21 protein-coding genes, 1 other RNA gene and 1 pseudogene are annotated in these 23,144 nt (G+C 55.7%); 15 read left to right on the top strand and 8 right to left on the bottom strand.

Translation table 11 applies throughout. The annotated features are described in order from the left end of the window. The first annotated feature begins 703 nt into the window (after nt 1-703). Nucleotides 704-2,266, top strand: coding sequence for a TIGR04141 family sporadically distributed protein (locus OZ428_RS24970; protein WP_269131649.1), 1,563 nt, complete (start codon nt 704-706; stop codon nt 2,264-2,266). Between the two features lie 22 nt (nt 2,267-2,288). Here OZ428_RS24970 and OZ428_RS24965 read toward each other — a convergent pair whose 3' ends face one another. Next, nucleotides 2,289-2,543, bottom strand: coding sequence for a helix-turn-helix domain-containing protein (locus OZ428_RS24965; RefSeq protein ID WP_269131648.1), 255 nt, complete (start codon nt 2,541-2,543; stop codon nt 2,289-2,291). Between the two features lie 115 nt (nt 2,544-2,658). Between OZ428_RS24965 and OZ428_RS24960 the strand changes: the two genes are divergently transcribed. After that, nucleotides 2,659-2,880 carry a hypothetical protein gene (locus OZ428_RS24960; protein WP_269131647.1) on the top strand — a complete coding sequence of 74 codons (222 nt, stop codon included), beginning with the start codon at nt 2,659-2,661 and terminating at the stop codon, nt 2,878-2,880. Between the two features lie 842 nt (nt 2,881-3,722). Continuing rightward, nucleotides 3,723-4,004 (top strand): annotated as a pseudogene (locus tag OZ428_RS24955) (TonB family protein); the annotation flags it as partial. A gap of 753 nt (nt 4,005-4,757) precedes the next feature. Here OZ428_RS24955 and OZ428_RS24950 read toward each other — a convergent pair. Both OZ428_RS24950 and OZ428_RS24945 read right to left on the bottom strand, forming a co-directional pair. Beyond that, complete coding sequence (locus OZ428_RS24950) at nt 4,758-6,290, bottom strand: DEAD/DEAH box helicase (protein ID WP_269131646.1); 1,533 nt, start codon at nt 6,288-6,290, stop codon at nt 4,758-4,760. Between the two features lie 405 nt (nt 6,291-6,695). Next, the gene (locus tag OZ428_RS24945) at nt 6,696-7,988 is read right to left on the bottom strand and encodes a site-specific integrase (RefSeq protein ID WP_269131645.1); all 1,293 of its coding nucleotides are present in this window, start codon (nt 7,986-7,988) and stop codon (nt 6,696-6,698) included. 123 nt (nt 7,989-8,111) lie between these two features. Here OZ428_RS24945 and ffs point away from each other — a divergent pair. The 5 genes from ffs (at nt 8,112) to OZ428_RS24920 (ending at nt 12,543) form a co-directional block, all read left to right on the top strand. Next, nucleotides 8,112-8,208: signal recognition particle sRNA small type (gene ffs / locus OZ428_RS24940), an RNA gene on the top strand. A gap of 126 nt (nt 8,209-8,334) precedes the next feature. Then, nucleotides 8,335-8,766, top strand: coding sequence for a hypothetical protein (locus tag OZ428_RS24935; RefSeq protein WP_269131644.1), 432 nt, complete (start codon nt 8,335-8,337; stop codon nt 8,764-8,766). A gap of 20 nt (nt 8,767-8,786) precedes the next feature. Next, the gene (locus tag OZ428_RS24930; RefSeq protein ID WP_269131643.1) at nt 8,787-10,748 is read left to right on the top strand and encodes an AAA family ATPase; all 1,962 of its coding nucleotides are present in this window, start codon (nt 8,787-8,789) and stop codon (nt 10,746-10,748) included. A 156-nt stretch (nt 10,749-10,904) separates the two neighbouring features. Continuing rightward, complete coding sequence (locus OZ428_RS24925) at nt 10,905-11,951, top strand: N-acetylmuramidase family protein (protein WP_269131642.1); 1,047 nt, start codon at nt 10,905-10,907, stop codon at nt 11,949-11,951. Between the two features lies 1 nt (nt 11,952). Beyond that, nucleotides 11,953-12,543, top strand: a complete 591-nt coding sequence (locus OZ428_RS24920; RefSeq protein WP_269131641.1) for a hypothetical protein — start codon at nt 11,953-11,955, stop codon at nt 12,541-12,543. Here the strand turns inward: OZ428_RS24920 and OZ428_RS24915 are convergent, their stop codons facing one another. Beyond that, nucleotides 12,544-13,407, bottom strand: coding sequence for a LysR family transcriptional regulator (locus OZ428_RS24915; protein ID WP_178951814.1), 864 nt, complete (start codon nt 13,405-13,407; stop codon nt 12,544-12,546). It lies immediately after the preceding gene. Nucleotides 13,408-13,509: 102 nt separating this feature from the next. Here OZ428_RS24915 and OZ428_RS24910 point away from each other — a divergent pair, with 102 nt between their 5' ends. Further along, nucleotides 13,510-14,469 (top strand): DMT family transporter, encoded by a 960-nt coding sequence (locus OZ428_RS24910; protein ID WP_269131640.1) that lies wholly within the window; start codon nt 13,510-13,512, stop codon nt 14,467-14,469. Here OZ428_RS24910 and OZ428_RS24905 read toward each other — a convergent pair. Next, nucleotides 14,383-14,754, bottom strand: a complete 372-nt coding sequence (locus tag OZ428_RS24905; RefSeq protein WP_061449232.1) for a VOC family protein — start codon at nt 14,752-14,754, stop codon at nt 14,383-14,385. The two genes, OZ428_RS24910 and OZ428_RS24905, sit on opposite strands and share 87 nt — an antisense overlap. 55 nt (nt 14,755-14,809) lie before the next feature. Then, a complete protein-coding gene (locus OZ428_RS24900; protein ID WP_269131639.1) occupies nt 14,810-15,559 on the bottom strand; it encodes a substrate-binding periplasmic protein in 750 nt (249 codons plus the stop codon). Between the two features lie 133 nt (nt 15,560-15,692). On the opposite strand from OZ428_RS24900, the gene dnaX reads away from it, so the two are divergent. The 5 genes from dnaX (at nt 15,693) to OZ428_RS24875 (ending at nt 21,162) form a co-directional block, all read left to right on the top strand. After that, nucleotides 15,693-17,747 carry a DNA polymerase III subunit gamma/tau gene (gene dnaX / locus OZ428_RS24895; RefSeq protein WP_269131638.1) on the top strand — a complete coding sequence of 685 codons (2,055 nt, stop codon included), beginning with the start codon at nt 15,693-15,695 and terminating at the stop codon, nt 17,745-17,747. A gap of 42 nt (nt 17,748-17,789) precedes the next feature. Then, nucleotides 17,790-18,128, top strand: a complete 339-nt coding sequence (locus OZ428_RS24890; RefSeq protein WP_003175481.1) for a YbaB/EbfC family nucleoid-associated protein — start codon at nt 17,790-17,792, stop codon at nt 18,126-18,128. 134 nt (nt 18,129-18,262) lie between these two features. Further along, nucleotides 18,263-19,288 (top strand): NADP-dependent oxidoreductase, encoded by a 1,026-nt coding sequence (locus tag OZ428_RS24885; RefSeq protein WP_269131637.1) that lies wholly within the window; start codon nt 18,263-18,265, stop codon nt 19,286-19,288. Nucleotides 19,289-19,346: 58 nt separating this feature from the next. After that, on the top strand, nt 19,347-19,949 hold the full coding sequence (recR, locus tag OZ428_RS24880; protein WP_028617479.1) for a recombination mediator RecR: 603 nt from the start codon (nt 19,347-19,349) through the stop codon (nt 19,947-19,949). A 64-nt stretch (nt 19,950-20,013) separates the two neighbouring features. Continuing rightward, nucleotides 20,014-21,162 (top strand): acyl-CoA dehydrogenase family protein, encoded by a 1,149-nt coding sequence (locus OZ428_RS24875; RefSeq protein ID WP_269131636.1) that lies wholly within the window; start codon nt 20,014-20,016, stop codon nt 21,160-21,162. Here OZ428_RS24875 and OZ428_RS24870 read toward each other — a convergent pair whose 3' ends face one another. Both OZ428_RS24870 and fnr read right to left on the bottom strand, forming a co-directional pair. Continuing rightward, on the bottom strand, nt 21,163-21,711 hold the full coding sequence (locus tag OZ428_RS24870; protein WP_016979301.1) for an adenine phosphoribosyltransferase: 549 nt from the start codon (nt 21,709-21,711) through the stop codon (nt 21,163-21,165). A gap of 80 nt (nt 21,712-21,791) precedes the next feature. After that, nucleotides 21,792-22,526 (bottom strand): fumarate/nitrate reduction transcriptional regulator Fnr, encoded by a 735-nt coding sequence (gene fnr / locus OZ428_RS24865; RefSeq protein WP_033900561.1) that lies wholly within the window; start codon nt 22,524-22,526, stop codon nt 21,792-21,794. A gap of 152 nt (nt 22,527-22,678) precedes the next feature. On the opposite strand from fnr, the gene OZ428_RS24860 reads away from it, so the two are divergent. Then, on the top strand, nt 22,679-23,137 hold the full coding sequence (locus OZ428_RS24860; protein WP_269131635.1) for a hypothetical protein: 459 nt from the start codon (nt 22,679-22,681) through the stop codon (nt 23,135-23,137). Nucleotides 23,138-23,144 lie beyond the last annotated feature (7 nt).

Below are 23,144 nucleotides of genomic sequence, written 5' to 3'. Positions count from 1 at the left end.
TCGTTTGATGATCCTGTCCACATCCCCCGCCGTCACCCTTCTTGACATATGGCAGATTGCCGCTACTTATGTTAGGCGGGTGGGATTTCTCATCCGAATGGTCAAGGGGATGGTTAACAGCTGCCCATTGAACAGTGAGCACCGCCAACGAAAAGGAAAGCACATGTTTACCGACATCAAGCCAGGCCCCAAACCAGCACGAGAAGATGGCAAGGACGACAGAAGGCACCACGTAAACCCCGAAACCAAGCCTAAGCACCCGACGCTCCCAGTACACAAGCCAGCTAAGTAGTTACAGCCCTGTGTAGGCAGTGGGCTGCTAAGTTCGTTGCAGCAATGCGGGCTTGGTAGCCCCACTGCCTGGGTGGGCGTTTCTGCTCTGCTGAATTTCGCAATTTCGACACGTTTTGTGTGCCCTGAATGCTGGAAACTAGTTTGACGCTGAGTTATCACAGAGGCGAGCTTGTCCGTTTCTGACATGCCCCATGGAAACGCTGGGCTACAGACGTGCCACACGTCTTACGATTACAGAAGGCGCCCACAACGCTTACAGAATTAGAGGAGCTTTCGGGGTCGTTTGATGATCCCGTTACGTATCAGAGACTGGGGCTCCTTGATTCGGGACTGAATCCAACCATACGTATGAAATTGGCTACACTCCACTGCACCATCTGCTGGACTGCACTCAATCAGGGACCGACCAATGAAGCTTACGATTAATGTATTTCTTCTGAAGTCCGACCGGACTATCTACGATGCGTTATCCGACGAGCACGCCATTCAGCCACAGCAGTTTCAAATTGATAATATAAACTGTCTATTTTACTATCAAACCAACCCGTCAAAACCAAAATGGGTTGACTTGTTCAGTGGAATTGAAGAAATAAACACGACCCAAATGCGAGGAAGATCATTACAGGGCGTGCTAGTTTTTGCCGTGAACAACCGAGTTTTCTGCTTTACCTTTGGTCACGCCCGGCACTTGATCGACAAGGCTTCAATTGAAAGATATTTTGGATTAAGAACAGCATTGAGCATGACCGATCCGCAGCTTATCAAGTCGATTGACAAATCAAATATCGACAAAATCCCTCTACGATCTCGTTCGCAGTCTTCAAAAAATCTTTCAATTTCAGAATTTGAATTCAAGTTTGATTCGGAAATACTCAAATCCCTTACCGGTATTGTTGAGTCAATTGAAGGTGACGAACACGAAGTTGTAAGTGGATCGGACTCGCTTTCCTTGCACACAGACGTACAACTTCCACAACTCCCAGCAATTGCACAGCGCTTGATAACAGCATACGAAGATGAAAGGGGAAAAGAAAAATACCCCTGGATGGACCATATCGTACCGGTACGGGATAGTGCGCTTTCGTCAGAGCTGGATGAATTGTTAATTAACTTAGTGAACCAAGGTAATTATCACGAAGTATGGATAGCTGCACCGAGGGTAATAGAGTATGAAAGCTTTTCAGGCTTTTCATACACATCACAGCGTGGGCGAAACGGAAACGGGCCAGTCCTAGGATTTGAGTTAGATTTGCAACGCTGTCTAATCGAAAAAGCACTAGTCGGAAACCTTTCCGTGGAAAGTTCGAAATCCACAAAAATCTATCTGTATGGTACTGACTACAACAAGATTGACACATGGACTTTATACGAGTGCCTTAGTGGGGAAGTAGAACTGGACGGTGAAAATTATCTTTTAAGCGAGGGAGACTGGTACTGCATTAATATTGATTACGCAAGTCAAGTTAATCGTTATTTTGATGATTTTCCACGATCAAATATTACCTTCCCAAGATATAATGGTGCGCACGAGGGAGACTACCTACGTAGAATTTCAGATGGTATAGCATTTCACCTACTAGATCAGCACAATGTACGCGTCAATGGTGCTTCTAGCGTCATCGAATTCTGTGATCTTCTTACATCAGATAATCATATCGTACACGTCAAGAAGTATTCTTCATCCAGTGTATTAAGCCACCTTTTTTCGCAAGCGTATGTTTCAGCGGAATCGCTTATACACGCCCCAGAAATAATCGAACAAGTTAACATTCATCTTGCCGCTCAAGGCGCGCATACATTTGAATTCAATCCAAGTGCCCTACCTAGGCATAATCACATTATATTTGCCATTATGCAGGGTAGCCTAGGAGCCTTACATATGCCATTTTTTTCAAAAGTTAACTTTCGACAATATTCGCAGCGGTTAGTAGCGATGGGGTATCATGTGGAATTAGCAAAAATCCACATTTGATTTTATCGAAACTCCAGCAAGGCTAAAATCCACTCTTATTTAGTTCTTCTTCAAACTCTTGAATTACATCAACTAGCCCGCAGCCCAATACTTTACACAAGTCACGAATCTGAATTATATCCAACCGTCTAACACCCCTCTCGACATCACTCATGAATGATTGGGGGCGACCCAATGCGTGAGAACAGGCAGCTTGGGTCATTCCTGAATCGATTCTGCGAACCTTCAAAATGGCCAAAAATACGTCGTGTTCGGGCCGATATATTGCTTTGGGCATGGTAGCTATCCATAAATGACAGCCCCATAAGCTATATCCGCTTTTCAGATATCTGATTTTCAGATATTTTGCATTCATCACCGCAATCACAATTCAAAACGACAAGGAAACCTGTATGAAATTGTTCTTGGGGCTTTTTGGAGCTGCGTTAAGCATGCCGGTAGCCAGTATTGCCGGAATCTGTTCATTCGAATTCGGATACGTTTCCAGCTTCCGGCAAGCTCTGGGTGTTGGCGTCCTGGTGGGCTCTGTGATGCTGCTGGTGGCCTTTACCTTGTTCCTGGCAGGGGTGCCCTCGACTTTGCGGCGTTTGCGCACACCGATCAATACGAACTGATTTCAAGGATGAATGGCGATGCGAAAACCAGGGGTTGAACAGTACGCAGTCAGTAGGCCGAAATTAAAAAGCAGGACAGCCGCAGTCGGGTTGAATGTACTGCTTCCTGGGGCTGGCTACCTGTACATGGGCCGTTGGTTCGCGGGTATTTTCGGTGGGGCGTTGATTCTGGCAATTCTAATGCGCAGTTCTCAAGAGCATTTTTTTGGGGTTTGGATAGTTACAAATCTAATTATGGCCATTGACATGTGCCTGTTGAGTTCAGACCGCCAGTACAAACAAAAGGATTTTCAATGAAGCTTCCATTGGTAGTGCTTTTATCCACAATTGCATCTGTTACCCATGCCGCTGGAGTTGATTCGGCAGCATGGGATCAATTCAATACGCGCATGCATGAAATGTTTGACACAACCGGGTGGGAATTTCGGCAAACTGTTGACACCAAGCAGATTACAAAGGATTTACAATCTAATCAGGCTCGGGCACAAATCAAATATAGCAAGCCTGGTATCTATCACGGGCGTGTTAGTAAGATCATGATGGATGATCAGGGGGCGTTTTTCATAGTTGATCAAGGGAAAAATACTGCTGTAACGGTATTTATGTCCGGGTATCAGGCGTGGCCATGGAACGTTTCTGGGGAAAAACCGGAAATCAAAGGAATTCAAAACGTCAATGAGTTCGCTGCCAATTTTGATGCAGGTCAAGAACTTTACTTTCAGTGTCGATGGGTTGAGTTTGGGGTCGGGATATATCTAAGAAGCTGCTTGGCGTTTCCACCTAGTGTTGCCACTTCGCGATATGCGCCTGAATTGATCAATGAGATTGATATGGGGGCGAACTTTGACGAACTGATCAAAGCTCGTTCTGCTGAAGGCTGGACACGACCACCATCAGCAAGGAAGGGAATGGTAGTTGAACTGGAAATTGGTATGAAGCCAGACGGTACTCTTAGATCGGTCAGCATAGCTAAAACTAGTGGCGATGAACCATTTGATACATCAGCAGTAGCGGCAGTCAAAAACATTGGTCGATTGGCTGAAATGCAGGGAATGAAGCCAGAAGATATAGCGAGATATCGATTGTTTCGCATGTTATTTACACCGGAAGACTTAAGTCTGTAACGCGGTTTTGATTTTCAATTATGCATGGGCAAGTGTTGGGTTATATGTGCTGTTTGAAAGCAATCGGAACGGTGTAAGATTCTATGGCTACTGAGTTTCCACGTTTTTTCAGTTGGTGGGATTTGGTGCTGGATGCATGATACTTATACTGTGGTGGTGCTACAAGCCCCTGTGGAGGGGCTGTAACTCACATTAAAGTCAAGGCCTTGCCAGTGGCGTGCTCCGCGCGCCATTGTTTCTGTAATGTCTTGTACGCACTCCTAGCGTGAAACTTCCTGTGGTGTTGTTATCTGTATATTTAACAGTCCCATTGGTTAAGAGGGTTCTGAAGGAAGTGAACAGTACAAGAAGCAAGATCTATGGGGTGAACCAAAAAATACAAGTCCAGAGGTTTGGTTGAAGTATCTAGGGTTGTCTTGAATGGTCGGGTTTTGATAGGTCTTCATGATCTATTATGTATGTGAATATGTATTGGAGTTATGCACATTCACTGTTTAAGTTTAACTTGTCAAAGGTGTAGGCTTCCTGAATAAGATGAATGGCTCAGCCAAAAAACTGTCACGGGAACGTAGTTCATGCGAAGCCGGTAGGCGAGCATAAAGCTCAGTCATCCAAATCGAATTGCCGTTTCTAAACGCTGCCTGTCTCTTCCTCGCTTTGCTTCGGAAGCACCTACGGTGTGGGTGGTTCTGTAAACGGATATCTTATAATATTAAGGAAACTATTTACTTTTGACGGGTTTAAGTTTCGGACTTACAACCACTGCTCAAGGGTATGGGTAGTGGTTGCACTGTTTTCCCCAGATTTGATCTGCCGAATAGCTTTCGCATATTTGCAGATGGTCATCTTATCCAGTTTGGTTGCCCGTGCAACTACCGCCTGCTTCATACCAGCTTGAAGCATGATAATAGCTCTTTCACGTTCTGGATGTGGTGATGGTCCAGGTTTTTTCTTTTCCTTGTAGGTTTTGGCCAAGCTGTCGTCAATATTTGCATTTGGAAGGTATGTACTTTTCAAGTAATAAGCGGTTTCGTTATCCTGAACATACAGCTTGACCGGTTCATCAATTGTTTTGCTTCGTAACGAGGTCCGAAAGACATTCTGCAAAGTCATTTCCAGTTTGTACGTGAATTTCCAGGCCGTTTGCAGTTCACTCATTGATCTATTGTATTTGTTTGCAATGTATTCAAGTGATTTATATGCGAGTGGATTTGGATTTCCGTGAAATGCGGTAAATGCGGAATGTGTATCTGTGAAGTTATTAAGTCCGCGACTGTCAATTTTACACTGTCTAAACTTACTGCTGTGGGCATTTTTCCCCCATTCGTACGCGAACATCAGGCATGATTCTCGTGTGGCCAATTGCTTGTCAATTAAATTGGTCATAGATTGCAAAACTTTGTACCCGTCGTTGGATGAGCTGTCCAATGAGTCCAATACTCCACGTGAACAGTAATTCTTATCAGATAACATCGGGTAGATGGTCACGGTTTTATTGTTGTCAGTAGCTGTGGGAGCAAAGTATGATTGGACATACGTGAACCCTTTGGCTTTTGCAAACCAATCGAATAACGAACCCCTGAGCGTGGCCGACAAAAGATGTACTTCTTGTGCCATATGGAAGCGCTCAAAAAAGCCGTATTCTTCAATGATTCGAATCACTGTTTTTTTAACGGTTTTTCCATCCCCTAAATAATATGTGTCAGCAAAAACAGGAAGTTTGTTTAAGGCTGCTTTGTAGACGTCTTTGGCGGCTGCGGACAAGGTTGTATCAGTTTTGTTGTTTCCAGGACTGTTAGATTTTTCAAAGGTGGTTACTTCATTTTTGATGGCTTCGTACATGTTTTTCTTGATTTTAATTTGATTGTCAATTTTTTCAATAAGGTCCAATCGCTTGAGCTGTACTGGATCGAAGGTCATGTGTCGAAGGCTAATGGGCATAGGTAACTCATCGATGATAATTGTCCATGCGTTCAAGTGGTTTGTTGAACATCTTTGGAAGGTGGCGTGCTGACAGATAATTAAATTGGCATTTTCTTTCGGGTTCAGCATTTTGTTCAAGTTTGCTTCCGCTGATCCTTCGCATCGAGAATCAATAATGATCGGTTCAAGAGAACTACAGATTCTGCGGATGTCTTTAAAGACCTGATCTGCAAGTGCAAGTGTTGGTGCAGCGTAGATAATTTTTTTTCCACAACCAAGCATTCCAGGGATAGCGGCAATTGCTGCCATCGTTTTACCTGTGCCAGGTGTTGCAATAGATGTATGAATGATTTTCTTGTTCATTAGTTTTCCAGTGATTTGTTTCGGTTGTAGGGTGTCGTTGATCGCCGAACGTGCGTTCGAATGTTTGGTGCGCTTGTTATTCATTCGATGAGGCAACTATACAATACGGCGGGTGCCATTCTAAACATTCAGGCTGAATAAACTTGGATCGACTTGTATGGTTGTGAATTTCTAACTTAATAGTGGGGAGGTACTGGTTGCGTTAGTTGTGTTTGATACAAATGGTCTGGTAAATGATGTAAGTGGCTAGATGGTTTGCGAGGTTGGTTAATTGGTTGTTTTTGATGGTTTTATAAAATTGATCTGCCGACTTGCTTCACCCATTGCTCATAGCTATGGGTGAAGCATTGTAAGAATACTTCGATGATGTTCAGTCAGATCACTGCGGTTTTTACGCGGCGTTCATCACTGTATGTAGGTCAGAGCTTTTAGCATCGCTTTTATCGGTAGCCTGCTTCCATAAACACGAAAGGTAATACTACTGTCTTCATGTCCGGCGATACGCTTGATCAGGGAGTCTTGCACTCCAGCATCCCTAAGATCATCGATCATTGTGTGGCGGAAGCTGTGAAAGGTTTTCTTCGGGTCGGTGACACCCATTTTTATCCGGTACCGACTAAACCACTTTGACGGCGCATGGCCTAGCTTTCCACGAACAAGTTCCAGCTCTGGGAACAAACGATCTGAGCTTTGGATACGCTGATTATTCACGTGATCAAGCAGTCCAAGCTGAATCAGCGTTGGATGGATTGGGAGAGTTCGGCGACTACTGCTGTTCTTCAGGTTTTGGGATTGGTGACGGTCGTCAATCCGAATGCACTCGAATCCTTGCAGCGTGATGAAGTCGGTAACGTGCAACTGGCAAAGCTCTTCCAGCCGGGCGCCGGTGAACCTACCAAGCAATGGAAGCCAGAACCGCCATGGATGCTTACGTGATTCTTTTTTGAGTGCATTTAGGTCGAGAAGGGTGCTCAGGTCGCGTTGGTCAAACGACAGTCGTGCATCTTTGGCCGAACCCGTCATCATCTTGAGTCCCGACAATGGATTGTCGGTAACGTAACCATTGGACTTGCACCAATTCATGAATGCCGAGAGTTTACGTAAACGGTTGTTAACAGTCACGGCGGTGATGGTTTTGTACGTGCCACCAGAGTCGATCACTTGAGTTAACGTCTTGCCCTTGAACTGGGGTAGCAGAGCGAAGTATTGGGGGCAACGGCTCAGGCGATCCTTTAACAGTCGGGCCTGATGCACATCGAACTCAAATGCAGGCATATCGCCCATCAGCTCGAACAAATCTCGTAATGCACGTTCAACTTCGTGTGTGCTGACCTCACGCCACGTTCCGCCACGTTTTCCTTCTTCGATATACAGCTTGGACAGGGTAGTCAGTGTAGGTCCGTCCACATTGCACTTCACGGTAATCGCTGGTGGCTTCCGTGATGCATTTTGGATGGTCGGCATGGGTGCTGAATCACGCCACTCCGAACACAGCCTACGCAGCGTTTGAAAGCCATCCAGGGGGTGTTCTGATAAGTGCTTATGCACTCGCTGGGCCAGAGATGCAGCAAGGAACAATGCGCTCTGCCGGTGCCGGATGTTCAGGCTCAAACGTAAAGTGTGACACCTTGGAAAGAGATGCTGGGGTAGCTTGAGATTAAGATAATAGACGGCCCCGCGACGGGTTATGAAGGCCATGTTGTACACCTGTGTTGTACAGCGACGTTGTACAGTGCTGGCTACACCCCAAGTTTCGACTGTCCATGCGGTTGGTCCGCACGGGTGATATTTTACAAGCTCAAAAGCTTGACCCCCCGACCCCATCGGTCCCCCCGCAACGATTACCCGTGAACCTGGTCAGAGCCGGAAGGCAGCAGCCACAGCGGGAACATTGTGTGCCGGGGTGTGGCTGGTGGGGTTGCCTCCATAACGCTCTTCCTTGCAACACCTCCTTAAATTCAATTCAAAAAATGCATTCAAGCCATCTGCCATCGAGCAGTCCATGGCGGCATACTCCAGTGCCTGGCATCCGGAGACAACACACGTGGAAAAAGTCGACGACCTCACGCGCGAAAAGCTGCGGGAGTGGCAGATGCGGCGCCTGGAGATCAAGGACCGCATTCAATCCCATCCTGAACAGACCCTGGAATTGTCGCGGGTGCTGGACCTTATGGACGACGAGCACGCGGAAATCCTCAGCCAGGCGGAAATGATCCGGACGGGGGAGGTGGCCAACGAGCCCGCACCGCCCGCCGATCCAGCAGCGCCGCCCCTTACAGGTGCCTACACGCTGCAATTGAATGTGGCCGCACAGAGCGCCGACGACCTGCGCCGGCTACTGGATATGGCGGTTTTCGAACTCCAGCAGCAGGTCAGCGCGATGGCCGCTACGGCTGACGCGGGTCCTCATTGCGGCGGAATGTCGGGCTCCCTGGGGGAGTATCGGTTTGAACTGGGCGGTCAGGGCAATGCCTGATTCCCTGGCGGCGAGGCGTTATGCAACCGGAACACTTTGATTTATCCAGCCCCGTCTTCCTGCCTGTCACGGAGGAAACCTGCACGGCCCTGCTCGGCGCGGACGCTGCCAAGGCCCTGGTCGGCCTGACGAACCCCGAGCTGGCCGCCGTGCTGGTGATCCAGAACCTGGCCCAGGCGGCGCAAAAGGACCTGACGTGTGCGGCTGCCGAGCGCATCTTGGCCAAGTTGCTCGATTGGTCGGTGGATTCCCAGGCAGAGGGCGCCGCCACGTTGTTGTCCGAAGCCCAGCGGCTGTTCGATCCGCGCAAGCTGTACTTCGGCTTCAATGCCCTTAAAACCGTCAATCTGCGCCTGCTCTCGGCTGAAGAAGTCGCGGCGCGGGATTACCTGCTGCCTACGGGTAAATGGGATATCGGCTACAAGGTCCGCCATTTGCGCAACAACGATCCGTTCAGCCAGCAGATGGTCACGCCCCGGCACCGCGAGCGCTGGCTCAGCCCGGCCCAGGACAAGCTGGTGCGGACCTTCCGCGCCAACCTCAATGAAGACCTGCATGTTCAAGGCTACGCCGGCATTGGCAAGAGCCACTTGCTCGGCGCTTTGATGGAGTGCCTGCGGCCGGCCCAGACCCTGATATTGGCCCGCACGGGGGCAAAACTCGCGACTTTGCGTGAACGCATGGGGCTGGCCAAGGACAGTAAGACCGGTTCGACCTTTGCCGCCTTCGCCAAGGCACTCTTGCAAGGGCAGCGCCCCGCCGCGCAGGCCACGCCGGCCCGGTTGCCCGGCAAACACGAAGTGTCGCAGACCCTGAATATCCATGGCTGGCGCGGACACGATGGCGCGGCCACGCTCGATATCTGCCTGAAGGTGCTCGACAGCTATTGCCACTCCAACCATCACAGTCTGTCGGCCCGGCATTTGCCGCATTTCAAACAGCCTCTGTCCAGCGTGGATGCCCAGGCGTTGCTGGAGTATTCCAGCCGGTTGTGGACGTACGTTCAAGCCAACCCGCAATGGACCGGTCAGACGGCCTTTGCAGCGCTGTTGCTGATAAAACGCGCAAGCCTCGATGGATGCGTGGTGCCGCCTCGCTACACCCATGTGCTGATCGATGAAAGCCAGGACATTCCGCCTTCGTTGTTGCAGATTATCGAGCGTGGTCGCCAAGTGCTGATCACCTTAGGCGATGAGTACCAATTGGCCAGCGGTGTGATGGTCAGGCGCAAGCGTGAAGTCCGGCACACCGATATCAATTACTCGGTGCGTTCGGGCCGCAACGTCGAGCGCCTGGTCAACCCGCTGATCAGCGTGCACTCGCAGAAGGGCAAGACGCCCTTCGAAGGCGCACGGGATGCCGACGTCGGCATTGAGCATTACCCCCAGGGCTTCGTGCCGCCCGAAGGCTGCGTGGTGCTGACCGCGTCCCCTTGGGACACCATGAAATGGGCCATCCAGTTGCAACAGGCCAACTGCCCGTTTGGCTTCTTCGACAGTGCCGCGCAACAGGATCTGCAACGCTTCATGATCAGCGTCATCGCGCTGTTCAAGCCGGAGTTCTACAGCAACGAGCACAACGACAATGGTCCCCATGCGTACTTCAGTGACATGGATGACTGGCAACAGGTGCGCGATGCCAGCCAGTACGACGAGTCGTTCCTGTGGGTCGAGAGCGAGCTGGAAAAAGGCTTCAACGTCGCTGATATCACGCGTTTGAACCGCCTCAGCGGCGTCCCCGGCAAACGCTGCCTGCTGATGTTGGCGGAGGAGGCGGGCGGCATGGAGTTCGACCGCGTGTTACTGACGCCAGAGTTGTTGACCAACGTGAAGTTCAAGGACGCCTATGCGTTCGACCAGCGACTGTGTGCGGTGTACATCGCCATTTCACGGGCTCGGGTGCAGCTGTACCTGCCTTACGACGTGGTTGAGTGGATTGATTTCCACACCTATCAGAAAACCCGCGAATTCCACGGTTACTGATTTATTTAATTCGGCTGTTTCACAACTTTCAGCGGTCGCTCTGGACAACCTAAAACCACCTTGTTAGTTTCCGCCAGCCACTTGTTTCAGAGTATGACAAGGTGCGGAGTTGATATTGAAGTGCCATCACTTCTTTAACTAACAAGGATGTCTTTGATGAAAAGCCTGCAAGGGTTGCCCCGTCTTATCAGTGCTTCGGTAGGTGCGCCCGGTAAAGCCCGCAACTTGCCCGCCGATGTGCAGTGCATCCAATATTTATTCAATCTGATCATTCCAAAACTGGGTTTTCCACTGACCGAAAACGGTAAGTGCGATGGCCAGTTGGTGCAGTGCATCAGCCAGTACCAGTTCCGTCATCTCAAATATGCGCACCCCGATGGAGTGATCGACCCGACCGGTAAAACCTTCAACAGCCTGATCGAAGAGGCGGTGAAGGTGCCGGTCAAGGCCTTTCCGAGCATGCGCATCCCGACTTTCCTGAATGTGTTCGGTAACAACCAGGGCGATGCGGTACAGGCCACGGTCAATGTGTACCTGGACCGCATGCGCGCGATGATCGAGGCCGAGAAGCGCAACCGCCAGTTGATGCTCCAGGCCACGTGCGACGGGGGCATGACCCTCAGCGAGAGCGATTTCCAGAATGCCGCCACGCAGTTGGGCGGCGGTATTTCGGTGAATATCATCAAGGCATTCGCCACCGTGGAGTCCGGTGGGCGTTCGGGCTTCGGGCCAGCCAAGTTACCGGTGATCGCGTTTGAAGGGCACCTGTTTCGCAAGTACACCAAGCACATTTACGACCAGGCGCATCCGCTGCTGTCCTACCCCTACAAGAAAAAGGCCGGGCCGCAGTGGCAGGCCAATAACAAGGACCAGGCCAAGGCCTGGGACACCATGGCCACCGCCTTTGCGCTGGATCAGGAAGCCGCGTTGATGTCGGCGTCCTGGGGCATGTTTCAGATCATGGGCTTCAACTACGCGTCCTGCGGTTACAAGACCGTGTTTGAATTTTCGGCGGCATTAAAAGTGAATGCCGGCAACCAACTAAAGGCGTTCCTCGGTTTTTGCAGCAAGAGCCCGGCATTGATGAAAGCCATGAAAAGCAAAGATTTCACCGGCATGGCGCGTAACTATAACGGCGAGGACTACGGCAACTATGACGTCCTTATGCAAAAAGCCTACGAGAAACTTGAAGGGAAAAAATAAAATGATGCGTTTTCTAGCGGTAGGTGTGTTGTCGTTGTGCGCCGTTGTCCCCGCATTTGCTGGTTCGCCTGCGTTGCATTCTGGCAAGTACGAAGGGCTGATGCTGGCGGTGACGCCTGAGCACCAGGTGGAAGGCTATTACTCGGAAGCGATGGGCGAGGGCGTGACCCGCAGCTGCGCGTTCTACCTGCAAGGCAAGCCCGCCGCGCTGACCACCTGGCTCGATGAGGCTTATCCCGGCAGCGTGGCGCCTTCATCCGACGGCGTGACCCTGACCGTGGCGGAAGGCCGTCAGCACCCCGGCTGCCTTAATGTGCTAATGCCGGAGATCGCTACCGGACTGGACTTGACCCAGACCGCCAGCACGAAATGGATCGGCCTGGTGAAGGTGTCGGCCGCCAAGGCCTACCTGTTGAAGAACCCGAGTGCCAAGGCCGCCAAGCGCCCCTACATCGTCAAGAATGACGTGGTCGGTGTGCTGGCCTTCAAGGATGGCTGGGCCCAGATCGAGTTCATCAATGCCGATGACCGCTCGTTTACTGGCTGGATCAGCCAGGACCAGTACGCGCGTTTGGCGGCCCCTAAAAGCTGATCAGCCGAAGGTTTCACGCAACAATCCAGCAAATGCATCTCGCGCCAGATGCCGCTGGGTGTCCTTGTGCCAGAACAGCAGGTTGTCCACCGCCTGCAGTTCATCGAACCGGTACGACGCCAGCTGATTGGCCTGCTCATAGCGGGCCAGGATGCCTTCCGGCGCCAGCGCCACGCCGATCCCGGCACTCACGCAACCAATGATCGTGCCCCAACTGGCATAGCTGGCAATGGTCGGCTTGAAGGCGTGGGGCTTGACCCAGTTCTCCAGCGCCGCCCGATAGGGGCAGCCCGGTGGCCACACCAGCAAGGTGCGGCCAGCCAGGTCTTCGGCGCTGCGAATCGGTTCGCTGGAGGCGCTGGCGATCAGCACCAGGCGCTCGCTGTAGACCACGCTGTGGTCGAGCTTTGCGCGTTTGTTGCCGGCGGCCACCAGCGCCACATCCAGGCGATGGTGTTGCAGGTCATCGAGCAACTCGCCCCAGGCGCCGGTCACCAATTCCAGGCTGACATCCGGGTAGCGCCGGTGATACTCCGCCAACAGCGGCGGCAGGCGGCCACTGGCGCTGGACTCCACCGCGCCGATGCGCAGGGTGCCACGGGGAATGGCGTTGGCGTCCACGGCGCGTTTGGATTCGTCCACCAGGGCGAGGATGCGTTCGCAGTATTCGAGGAAAATCTCCCCCGCCGCACTGATCGCCAACCCACGGCCCGCGCGGATGAACAGCGGCGTGCCCAACTCGCTTTCCAGTTGCTTGATCCGTGTGGTGATGTTGGACGGCACGCAATGCAGTTGCACGGCGGCCTGGGCCACGCTGCCGGTTTGCGCCACGGCTCGCACCATTTTCAGTTGGGCCAGTTCCATTGCTCAGTTCCAGTGATTTCAGAAGTCAGAAACGCTTAATTGTCCTACGCCTTGTGCGGGCCAAGACTGACGGCATTCCTTCTCAGTTTTCGGATGCCGTCGATGAACACCCCGTCACCCCTGAAGCTTACGCTAGTCATCGCCAGCGTCATCCTCTGTTGGGCCTATTCGCCGATTGGTGTGCACATGGGGCTGCACAGCTACAGCCCTGGCCAGTTGGCGCTGCTGCGGTTCTTGATCGCCTCGGTGTTCATGGCCGGTGTGGCGCTGGTGATGGGCATTGGTCGGCCACGTCTGCGGGATCTGCCGTGGCTGTTGGTGTTGAGTTTTTTCGGGGTGTTCCTGCATCACACCAGCCTGAATTACGGACAGCAATTCGTCACGGCGGCGGCGTCCAGCGTGTTGGCGCAATCGGCGCCGCTGTTCAGCGTGCTGATCGCATTTTTCTGCTTGAAGGAACGGGTCAGCCTCTGGCGCTGGAGCTGTGTGTTGCTCGGCCTGCTGGGTGTGCTGGTGGTGATCTGGGGCGATCACGGCCTGGGCGATATCGACCCGCGTGGCCTGTTGATCCTGCTGGCGGCGGTGTCGTGGAGCCTGTACTTCGCCATCCAGAAACACTACGCCCATCGCTACAGCCCGCTGACCATGGCGTGCTACATGGTGTGGGCCGGCACGCTGATGCTCTGTGTGAACCTGCCAGGTCTGCCCGCCGCCGTAATGCAGGCGCCGTTGCCGGAAAACCTCGCGGTGCTGGTGCTCGGGATATTTCCCAGTGCCCTGGCGTACCTGGCCTGGGGTTATGTGTTGAAACATGTCGAGGTCAGCCGCGCCTCGGTGGCGATGTACCTGATCCCGCCCGTGGCCATGACGATGGCGGCGACGCTGCTGGGCGAGCACATCGCCCTGCAAGTGGTGCTGGGCGGTGTGATCGTGCTGGCCAGCGTGGCCGCCATCAGCCTGGAAGGGCGCTGGCGGTCACTCGCTCAGGCAAAACGCGCGCAGCCGGTGGCCGTCGAGGTCCTGGGCGACGAAGGTGTAGCCGAAATCCAGGGTGGTCGGTGACTGGATGATCGTCGCGCCACGTGCTACCCACTGGTCGTGCAGGGCATCCACGGCGGCCTTGTCGGCCAGGGACATCCCCACTTCACCGCCACCGCCCGTGAGCTGCGCGGCGGGTTCCACGGTATGGCGCGACCACAGGCCCAGCTTCACGCCACTGTCGAGAATGAACAGAGCGAAGGTCGGGTTGAGCTCCACCGGCGGCTTGTCCAGCAGGCGGCTATAGAAGTTGGCGCTGGTGGCCGGGCTGTCGACGTAGAGCAAAAAGTAATGGGCGACGGTGTGCATGCTGGCTCCTTGGAAGGGCGTGTTGTGAGGGAGCCGAGTCTATAAGGCGGTGCTGTCAGTTCCTGTCAGGAGTCTCACCGGTGTAGAGCTGGATGATCTGGTCGATCTCGCCCGACATCTTCATCCGTAACAAGGTGCGCAGGATCAACTGCACCGGCACGTTCGGGTCATTGCGCACGGTGCAGCCAAGGCTCTGTTCATCGATCACAGCCACCTTGTGCAGGCGTTTGCCCACCGGCATCCGCTGGTTGAAGCGATCGAGTATCCATTCATTGATCACCGCGAACTTGAAACGCCCGGCCACCAGTTTGTGCAGCACCTGCTCTTCGCTGCGCGCATCGTCGCGGCTGAGCTGGCCGCCGGCAAACAGCGGGTCGAGGGTGGCGTAGCGGTAATTGAGCACGGTGCCGATGGCTTGTGGTGCGAGTTGGTCGATGTGTATCGGCTGCGGCGGAATGTGCGTGCTGACCAACAGGTTTCGCTGCACCATCAGCGGAATGCTCCAGGTGTAGTCGCCGGACTGGTCGTCGACCCAGGCCTGGGTGACATAACAGCGCACATCGATATCACCGTGCTCCATGGCGCTGGAGATGCGCGCCCGTGCCAATACGTGAAATTGCGCCGGGCGGCCGACCTGGGTGGCCAGGCTTAACATCACGTCATACAAAATGCCCTGGGTAGGCCGGCCATCTTCCAGTTGCACCATGGGCATCGCCCAACTGTCGGAAACCGAGAAGCGCAGCGGTGCGGGCGCTGCAAGGCTGGCCGTGGCAATCATCCATAAAACGCCCAGGACTGCGCGCATAAGCTCTCCGGGTTCAGGCCTTTTTGGGGCCAGTCACAAGAGCTTAGTCAGATTAGGCAAGCGTGCCGGATGCAATTTCCCCCTTGCTCCGCTAGCATTACCGGCTTCTGTTTCCCAGTTGCGACGGTTTTCGATGAGTTATCAGGTTCTTGCACGTAAATGGCGTCCGCGCTCGTTCCGCGAAATGGTCGGCCAGACCCATGTGCTCAAGGCTCTGATCAACGCCTTGGACAGCCAGCGGTTGCACCACGCCTACCTGTTCACCGGTACGCGAGGGGTGGGCAAGACCACCATTGCGCGCATCATCGCCAAATGCCTGAACTGTGAAACCGGTATCACTTCCACGCCATGCGGCACCTGCTCGGTGTGCAAGGAAATCGACGAAGGGCGCTTTGTCGACCTGATCGAGATCGACGCCGCGAGCCGCACCAAGGTCGAAGACACCCGCGAGCTGCTCGACAACGTGCAGTACGCGCCCAGCCGCGGCCGCTTCAAGGTCTACCTGATCGACGAAGTGCACATGCTCTCCAGCCATTCCTTCAACGCCCTGTTGAAAACCCTGGAAGAGCCGCCGCCCTACGTCAAATTCATCCTGGCCACCACCGATCCGCAGAAACTTCCTGCAACGATTCTGTCGCGGTGCCTGCAGTTCTCCCTGAAAAACATGACCCCCGAGCGGGTGGTCGAGCATTTGACCCACGTGCTGGGCGTCGAGAACGTACCGTTCGAAGACGACGCGCTGTGGCTGCTCGGCCGCGCCGCCGATGGCTCGATGCGTGACGCCATGAGCCTCACCGACCAGGCCATTGCCTTTGGTGAAGGCAAAGTCATGGCCGCCGACGTGCGCGCCATGCTTGGCACCCTCGACCACGGCCAGGTATTCGACGTGCTGCACGCGCTGATCGAAGGCGACGCCAAGGCGTTGCTCGAAGCTGTGCGCCACCTGTCGGAGCAAGGCCCGGACTGGAACGGCGTGCTCTCGGAGATCCTCAATGTGCTGCACCGTGTCGCCATCGCCCAGGCCCTGCCTGAGGGTGTCGACAACGGCCATGGCGACCGCGACCGAGTGTTGGCCCTGGCCCAGGCATTGCCGGCCGAAGATGTGCAGTTCTATTACCAAATGGGCCTGATCGGCCGCCGTGACCTGCCCCTGGCGCCCGACCCGCGGGGTGGCTTTGAAATGGTGCTGCTGCGGATGCTGGCGTTCCGGCCCGCCGACTCGGCCGATGCGCCGAGACAGCCGCTAAAGCCAGTGGGGATCAGCCGGGCCACAGTTGATTCCGCCAAACCAGTGGCTGGCGCGGCGGTGGTCGCGCCAGTGGTTGCTGCGCCTGCGCCGGCCGCTCCGGTGCCCGAGCCTGAGCCTGTGGTCGCTGCGCCGGTGCCCGAGCCGGAGCCCATTGTCGAACCTGAATCGGTCGTAGACCTGCCTTGGAATGACCCGGTAGACGCTGAAGTCGAAGCCGAGCAAGCGCCCGCCATGGAGCCCGTGCTGGAAACCACCGGCGAGCAGCCCGAGTTGACCCCGATGCCTACGCCGACCCCGGACAGTGTGGTGCCGGACGCGCCTGAATGGGTGTCCGCGCCGGTTCCCGAGCCGACCGTGGCCCAGGTGGAAGCCGCCACGCCGGGCATCGACCTCGACGACGAACCGCCGCTGGACGAAGACTACATCGAGCCGGACATGGATTCGGCCTACAGCTACCTGGACGACTTGGCCAGCGAACACACCGCCGAACCGGCCCCCGAGCCCGAGGCGGAACCCGCTGCCGCGCCGGCCACCGGCCTGGCCCTGCAATGGCTGGAATTGTTTCCGAAGCTGCCGATTTCCGGCATGACCGGTAGCATCGCCGCCAACTGCACGCTGATTTCCATCGACGGCGATCACTGGCTGTTGCACCTGGACCCGGCCCACAGCGCCCTGTTCAACGCGACCCAGCAACGTCGCCTGAATGACGCACTGAACCAGTACCATGAGCGCACGCTGACCATTGCCATCGAGCTGATCAAGCCCGAGCAGGAAACCCCGGCCCAGGCCGCGACGCGCCGGCGTATCAACCGCCAGCGTGAGGCCGAGGACTCGATCCATGGTGATCCGCTCATCCAGCAAATGATGCAACAGTTCGGTGCGGTCGTCCGTCACGATACTATTGAACCTGTCGAAGCCCCGGTGCCCCAGGCGTCATAAACCGGGCTACTAACTTGACCCACGTACTTTGAGGTGATTCCCATGATGAAAGGTGGCATGGCCGGCCTGATGAAGCAGGCGCAGCAGATGCAGGAAAAGATGGCCAAGATGCAGGAAGAACTGGCCAACGCCGAAGTCACCGGTAAAGCCGGTGGCGATATGGTCAGCGTGGTGATGACCGGTCGTCACGACATCAAGCGCGTGAGCATCGACCCAAGCGTATTGCCTGGCGTCGGTGAGGATGACCTGGAAATGCTCGAAGCCTTGTTCGCTGCGGCGGTCAACGACGCCGTGCGCAAGATCGAAGCCAACAGCCAGGAAAAAATGGGCGGTGTGACCGCTGGCATGCAATTGCCACCGGGCATGAAGCTGCCGTTCTGATCCGGTAGCGTTAGCTAGACTCCAATGCCAGGCCTCGTGCCTGGCATTTTTGTTTGTGCCAAATCTGATCGAACCCTGGCACGGCACGCATGGTCTGCACCCTATACCGATGGATTCGATAAAGGAGCCCCTTCATGCCTCAAGAACCGACCCTGAACCAGCGCATTGTCCTGGTCTCACGCCCCCAGGGCGCACCGACCCCGGAAAACTTCCGCCTGGAACGCGTGAATTTGCCGGAGTTGGCCGACGGCCAGGTCCTGCTGAAGACGTTGTACCTGTCCTTGGACCCTTACATGCGCGGGCGCATGAGCGACGCACCGTCCTACGCCGCGCCGGTAGAAATCGATGAAGTGATGACCGGCGGGGCTGTCAGCCGTATCGAGCAATCGCGTAATCCGAAATTTGAAGTGGGCGACCTGGTGGTCGGCTCGACCGGTTGGCAGAGCCACAGCATTTCCGATGGCCGTAACCTGATGCCGGTGCCCAAGGGCCTGACCAGCCCGTCCATGGCCCTCGGAGTGCTGGGCATGCCGGGCATGACCGCCTACATGGGCCTGATGGACATCGGCCAGCCCAAAACCGGGGAAACCCTGGTCGTCGCCGCGGCGTCTGGCGCGGTGGGCTCGGTGGTGGGGCAGGTGGCCAAGCTCAAGGGCTTGCGCGTGGTCGGCATCGCCGGAGGCGCCGACAAGTGCCGCTACGTGGTGGATGAGTTGGGCTTCGATGCCTGCATCGACCACAAAAGTGAACACTTCGCCGATGAATTGGCCCAGGCATGCTTCAAGGGTGTGGACATCTATTTCGAGAACGTCGGCGGCAAGGTGTTCGACGCCGTGGTGCCCTTGCTCAATCCCAAGGCCCGGATTCCACTGTGTGGGCTCATCGCTGGTTACAACGCCCATCAACCCCCCAGCGGCCCGGACCGGCTGCCGGCGCTGCAACGGACCTTGCTGACCAAGCGCGTACGTATCCAGGGCTTTATCGTGTTCGATGACTACGGTGATCGCCAACCCGAATTCCTCAGCGCCATGGCGCCGTGGGTGCGTGACGGCAAGATCAAGTTCCGTGAGGACGTGGTCGAGGGCCTGGAGCAGGCGCCCGAAGCCTTTATCGGTCTGTTGGAAGGGCGCAACTTCGGCAAGTTGGTCGTGCGCATTTGACGCTTATCCGGGGCGCGGGTATAAACCGCGTCTCGTTGTTTTGTCGGACCCTTCGCCCATGAGCTTCAGCCCCCTGATTCGCCAACTGATCGACGCCCTGCGCATTTTGCCGGGTGTCGGCCAGAAAACCGCCCAGCGTATGGCGCTGCAACTGCTGGAGCGTGATCGCAGCGGCGGCGCCCGGTTGGCCCAGGCCTTGAGCCAGGCCATGACCGGTGTCGGCCACTGCCGCCAGTGCCGCACCCTCACTGAAGAAGAACTCTGCCCGCAGTGCGCCGACCCGCGCCGCGACGATACGCTGCTGTGTGTTGTCGAAGGACCGATGGATGTGTACGCGGTGGAGCAGACCGGCTATCGCGGTCGCTACTTCGTGCTCAAGGGCCACCTGTCGCCGCTGGACGGCCTGGGCCCGGAAGCCATCGGTATTCCGCAGTTGGTGGCACGCATCGAAGAGCAGGGCACGTTTACCGAAGTGATCCTGGCCACCAACCCGACGGTGGAAGGTGAGGCGACCGCGCACTACATCGCGCAATTGCTGACCAACAAAGGCCTGATCACCTCGCGTATCGCCCACGGCGTACCGTTGGGCGGCGAGTTGGAGTTAGTGGATGGCGGCACGCTGGCGCATTCCTTTGCTGGTCGCAAACCTATCGCCCTCTGACGGATGGCTTGATAACCAAGCAAGCGCTTGGTAAGTTCGCTCCACCTCACCGTGGAGCTTGCCGATGTCTGCCTATCAGGACTACTTCGACCCCAGCCACCAATTGGTCCGCGACAGCGTGCGTCGCTTCGTCGAGCGGGAGATGCTGCCGGGCATCGAACAGTGGGAGGAGGCAGAGAGCTTCCCCCGAGAGCTGTACCTCAAGGCGGGTGCGGCGGGGATTCTTGGCATCGGCTACCCGGAAACGTTGGGTGGCAGCCATGAAGGCGATTTGTTCGCCAAGGTGGCGGCCAGCGAAGAGCTGATGCGTTGCGGCTCCGGCGGCGTCGTGGCGGGGTTGGGGTCGTTGGATATCGGCCTGCCGCCTATCGTCAAATGGGCGCGTCCAGAGATTCGCGAGCGTGTCGCCCCGCAAGTACTGTCGGGCGAGAAGATCATCGCCCTGGCGGTCACCGAGCCGGGTGGCGGTTCGGATGTGGCCAGCCTGCAAACCCGTGCCATTCGCGACGGCGAGCATTACCGCGTCAGCGGCAGCAAGACCTTCATCACCAGCGGCAGCCGCGCCGACTTCTACACCGTGGCCGTGCGCACTGGCGGGCCGGGCTTTGCTGGCATCAGCCTGCTGTTGATCGAAAAAGACACCCCCGGTTTTACTGTCGGCCAGCCCCTGAAAAAAATGGGCTGGTGGGCGTCGGACACCGCTGAATTGTTCTTCGACGATTGCCGCGTGCCCGTCGGCAACCTGATCGGCGCTGAAAACATGGGCTTTGCCTGCATCATGGGCAACTTCCAGAGCGAGCGTCTGGCCCTGGCGTTGATGGCCAACATGACGGCGCAGATGGCGCTGGAGGAAAGCCTCGAATGGGCTGCGCAGCGCGAAGCCTTCGGTAAACCCATCGGCAAATTCCAGGTGATCAAGCATCGCCTGGCGGAGATGGCCACCGCCGTGGAGGTTTCACGGGAATTCACTTACCGCCAGGCGGCCAAGATGGCCGCGGGCATCAGCGTGATCAAAGAGATTTCCATGGCCAAGAACCTCGCCACCGACACCGCCGACCGCGTCACTTATGACGCCGTGCAGATCCTCGGGGGCCAGGGTTACATGCGCGGCGCCCTGGTGGAGCGGCTGTATCGCGACAACCGCATCCTGTCCATCGGTGGTGGCACCCGTGAAGTGATGAATGAAATCATCAGCAAGCAGATGGGGCTTTGATCACTGTTCGGTCAGTGCAAACTGCGTCAGGCAAAAAGTCGGGATGCCCATGTCTTCCAGGCGCTGCGAACCGCCCAGCTCCGGCAGATCAATAATCGCCGCCGCTTCGAAGATCGTCGCCCCCATGCGCCGCACCAGGTTCGCCGCTGCGATCAGGGTGCCGCCGGTGGCGATCAAATCATCGAACATCAGCACCGAATCGCCCTCGCACAGGCTGTCGGCATGCACTTCCAGGAAGGCCTCGCCGTACTCGGTCTGGTAACCCTCGGCCAGCACGTCAGCTGGCAGCTTGCCTTGCTTGCGGAACAAGATCAGCGGCTTGTTCAGTTGGTAGGCGATGATCGAACCGATCAGGAAACCCCGCGCATCCATCGCGCCGATATGGGTGAATTCGGCCTCGACATACCGATGGGCAAAGCTGTCTGCCACCAGGCGCAGAGCGCGGGGCGATTGGAACAACGGCGTGATGTCACGGAAGATCACCCCAGGCTTGGGGAAGTCGATGACGGGGCGGATCAGGGATTTGATGTCGAACGAATCAAAGGTCATCGTCGAAGAGTCCTGGGGCTGGAAACGGACTCGAAGTATACCTGCGGCCTCGCCGGTTGGCGCGGCCGCAAGTGTCTGCATCAACCTTCCAGCGAGCCACCCGCCAGCGCACACAGCTGGATCGGGTCGAGGATATGCACTTCTTTACCTTCGGCGGCGATCAGCTCGTTCTGCTGGAAGCGGGTAAACACGCGGGACACGGTTTCCACCGCAAGGCCCAGGTAGTTGCCGATTTCATTGCGCGACATGCTCAGGCGGAACTGGTTGGCCGAGAAACCACGGGCCCGGAACCGCGCCGACAGGTTGACCAGGAAGGTGGCGATGCGCTCGTCGGCGGTTTTCTTCGACAGCAGCAGCATCATTTGCTGGTCGTCACGGATCTCGCGGCTCATCACACGCATCAACTGGCGGCGCAGTTGTGGCAGTTGGATGGCCAGTTCGTCCAGGCGTTCGAAGGGGATTTCGCAAACGGATGTCGTTTCCAGCGCCTGCGCCGACACCGGGTGAATCTCGGTGTCCATGCCCGACAAGCCCACCAGTTCGCTGGGCAAGTGGAAACCAGTGATCTGCTCTTCGCCGCTGTCGCTCAGGCTGAATGTCTTCAACGCACCCGAACGTACTGCATAAACGGAATCGAACTTGTCGCCCTGGCGGAACAGAAACTCGCCTTTTTTCAGCGGGCGGCCACGTTTAACGATGTCGTCCAGCGCATCCATGTCTTCCAAATTCAACGAAAGTGGCAAGCAGAGGGGGGCCAGGCTGCAATCCTTGCAATGAGCCTGGCTGTGAGCGCGCAGTTTAACTGGCTCGGACATTTCTTAAATCCTTGTGGGAAAACACACATAAGACGTAAGGGTAACGCACTGGGGGGCCGTGAGGCCAGCCTGTACAAAAAACCGGCAGCGGTATAAAGGTTTTTGTGTCGGGGTCGATACAAGGGCATCTCTACACGTCGGAGCCACCGCTCATGTCTGTTATCGCTGCCTACAACCCTGCCATTCGTGTACCGACCGTGCCGGACGCGAAGCCGGCTGCAGAGGTCGAGGAAAAGACCGCAAGCCCGGATACCAAAGTGGTCGAAGGCGTAACGGTGACCATTTCCAGTGCTGCGTTCCAGGCCTCCAAGGCCAACAGTAATCCCAATCAGGACATCGACGACAGTAATCTGAAAGACAACATCAAACAGATACTGAAGATGATCCGCGAGTTGAAAAAGCAGATAGCCGATAAGATGGCCGAGATTTCCGCCGCCATGGCCGACTCTTCGATGACGCCCGAGCAGCGCCAGATCAAGGTGGGTAACTTGCAAGCCACGGTGTCTGCTTTGCAGGGCGGTCTCGCTACCGCTCAGACGCAACTGGCCAAGGCCTTGAAAGACGAGTCACCTGAGGCGCAGATGCAAGCCATGGGGCTGGCGTCGAAGTAACGTCGGT

The organism is Pseudomonas sp. GXZC (genome assembly GCF_026967615.1).
Taxonomy (GTDB): domain Bacteria; phylum Pseudomonadota; class Gammaproteobacteria; order Pseudomonadales; family Pseudomonadaceae; genus Aquipseudomonas; species Aquipseudomonas azotoformans_A.
Note: the sequence above shows the minus strand (reverse complement) of the source record. Positions and strands in the feature narration are given on the sequence as shown.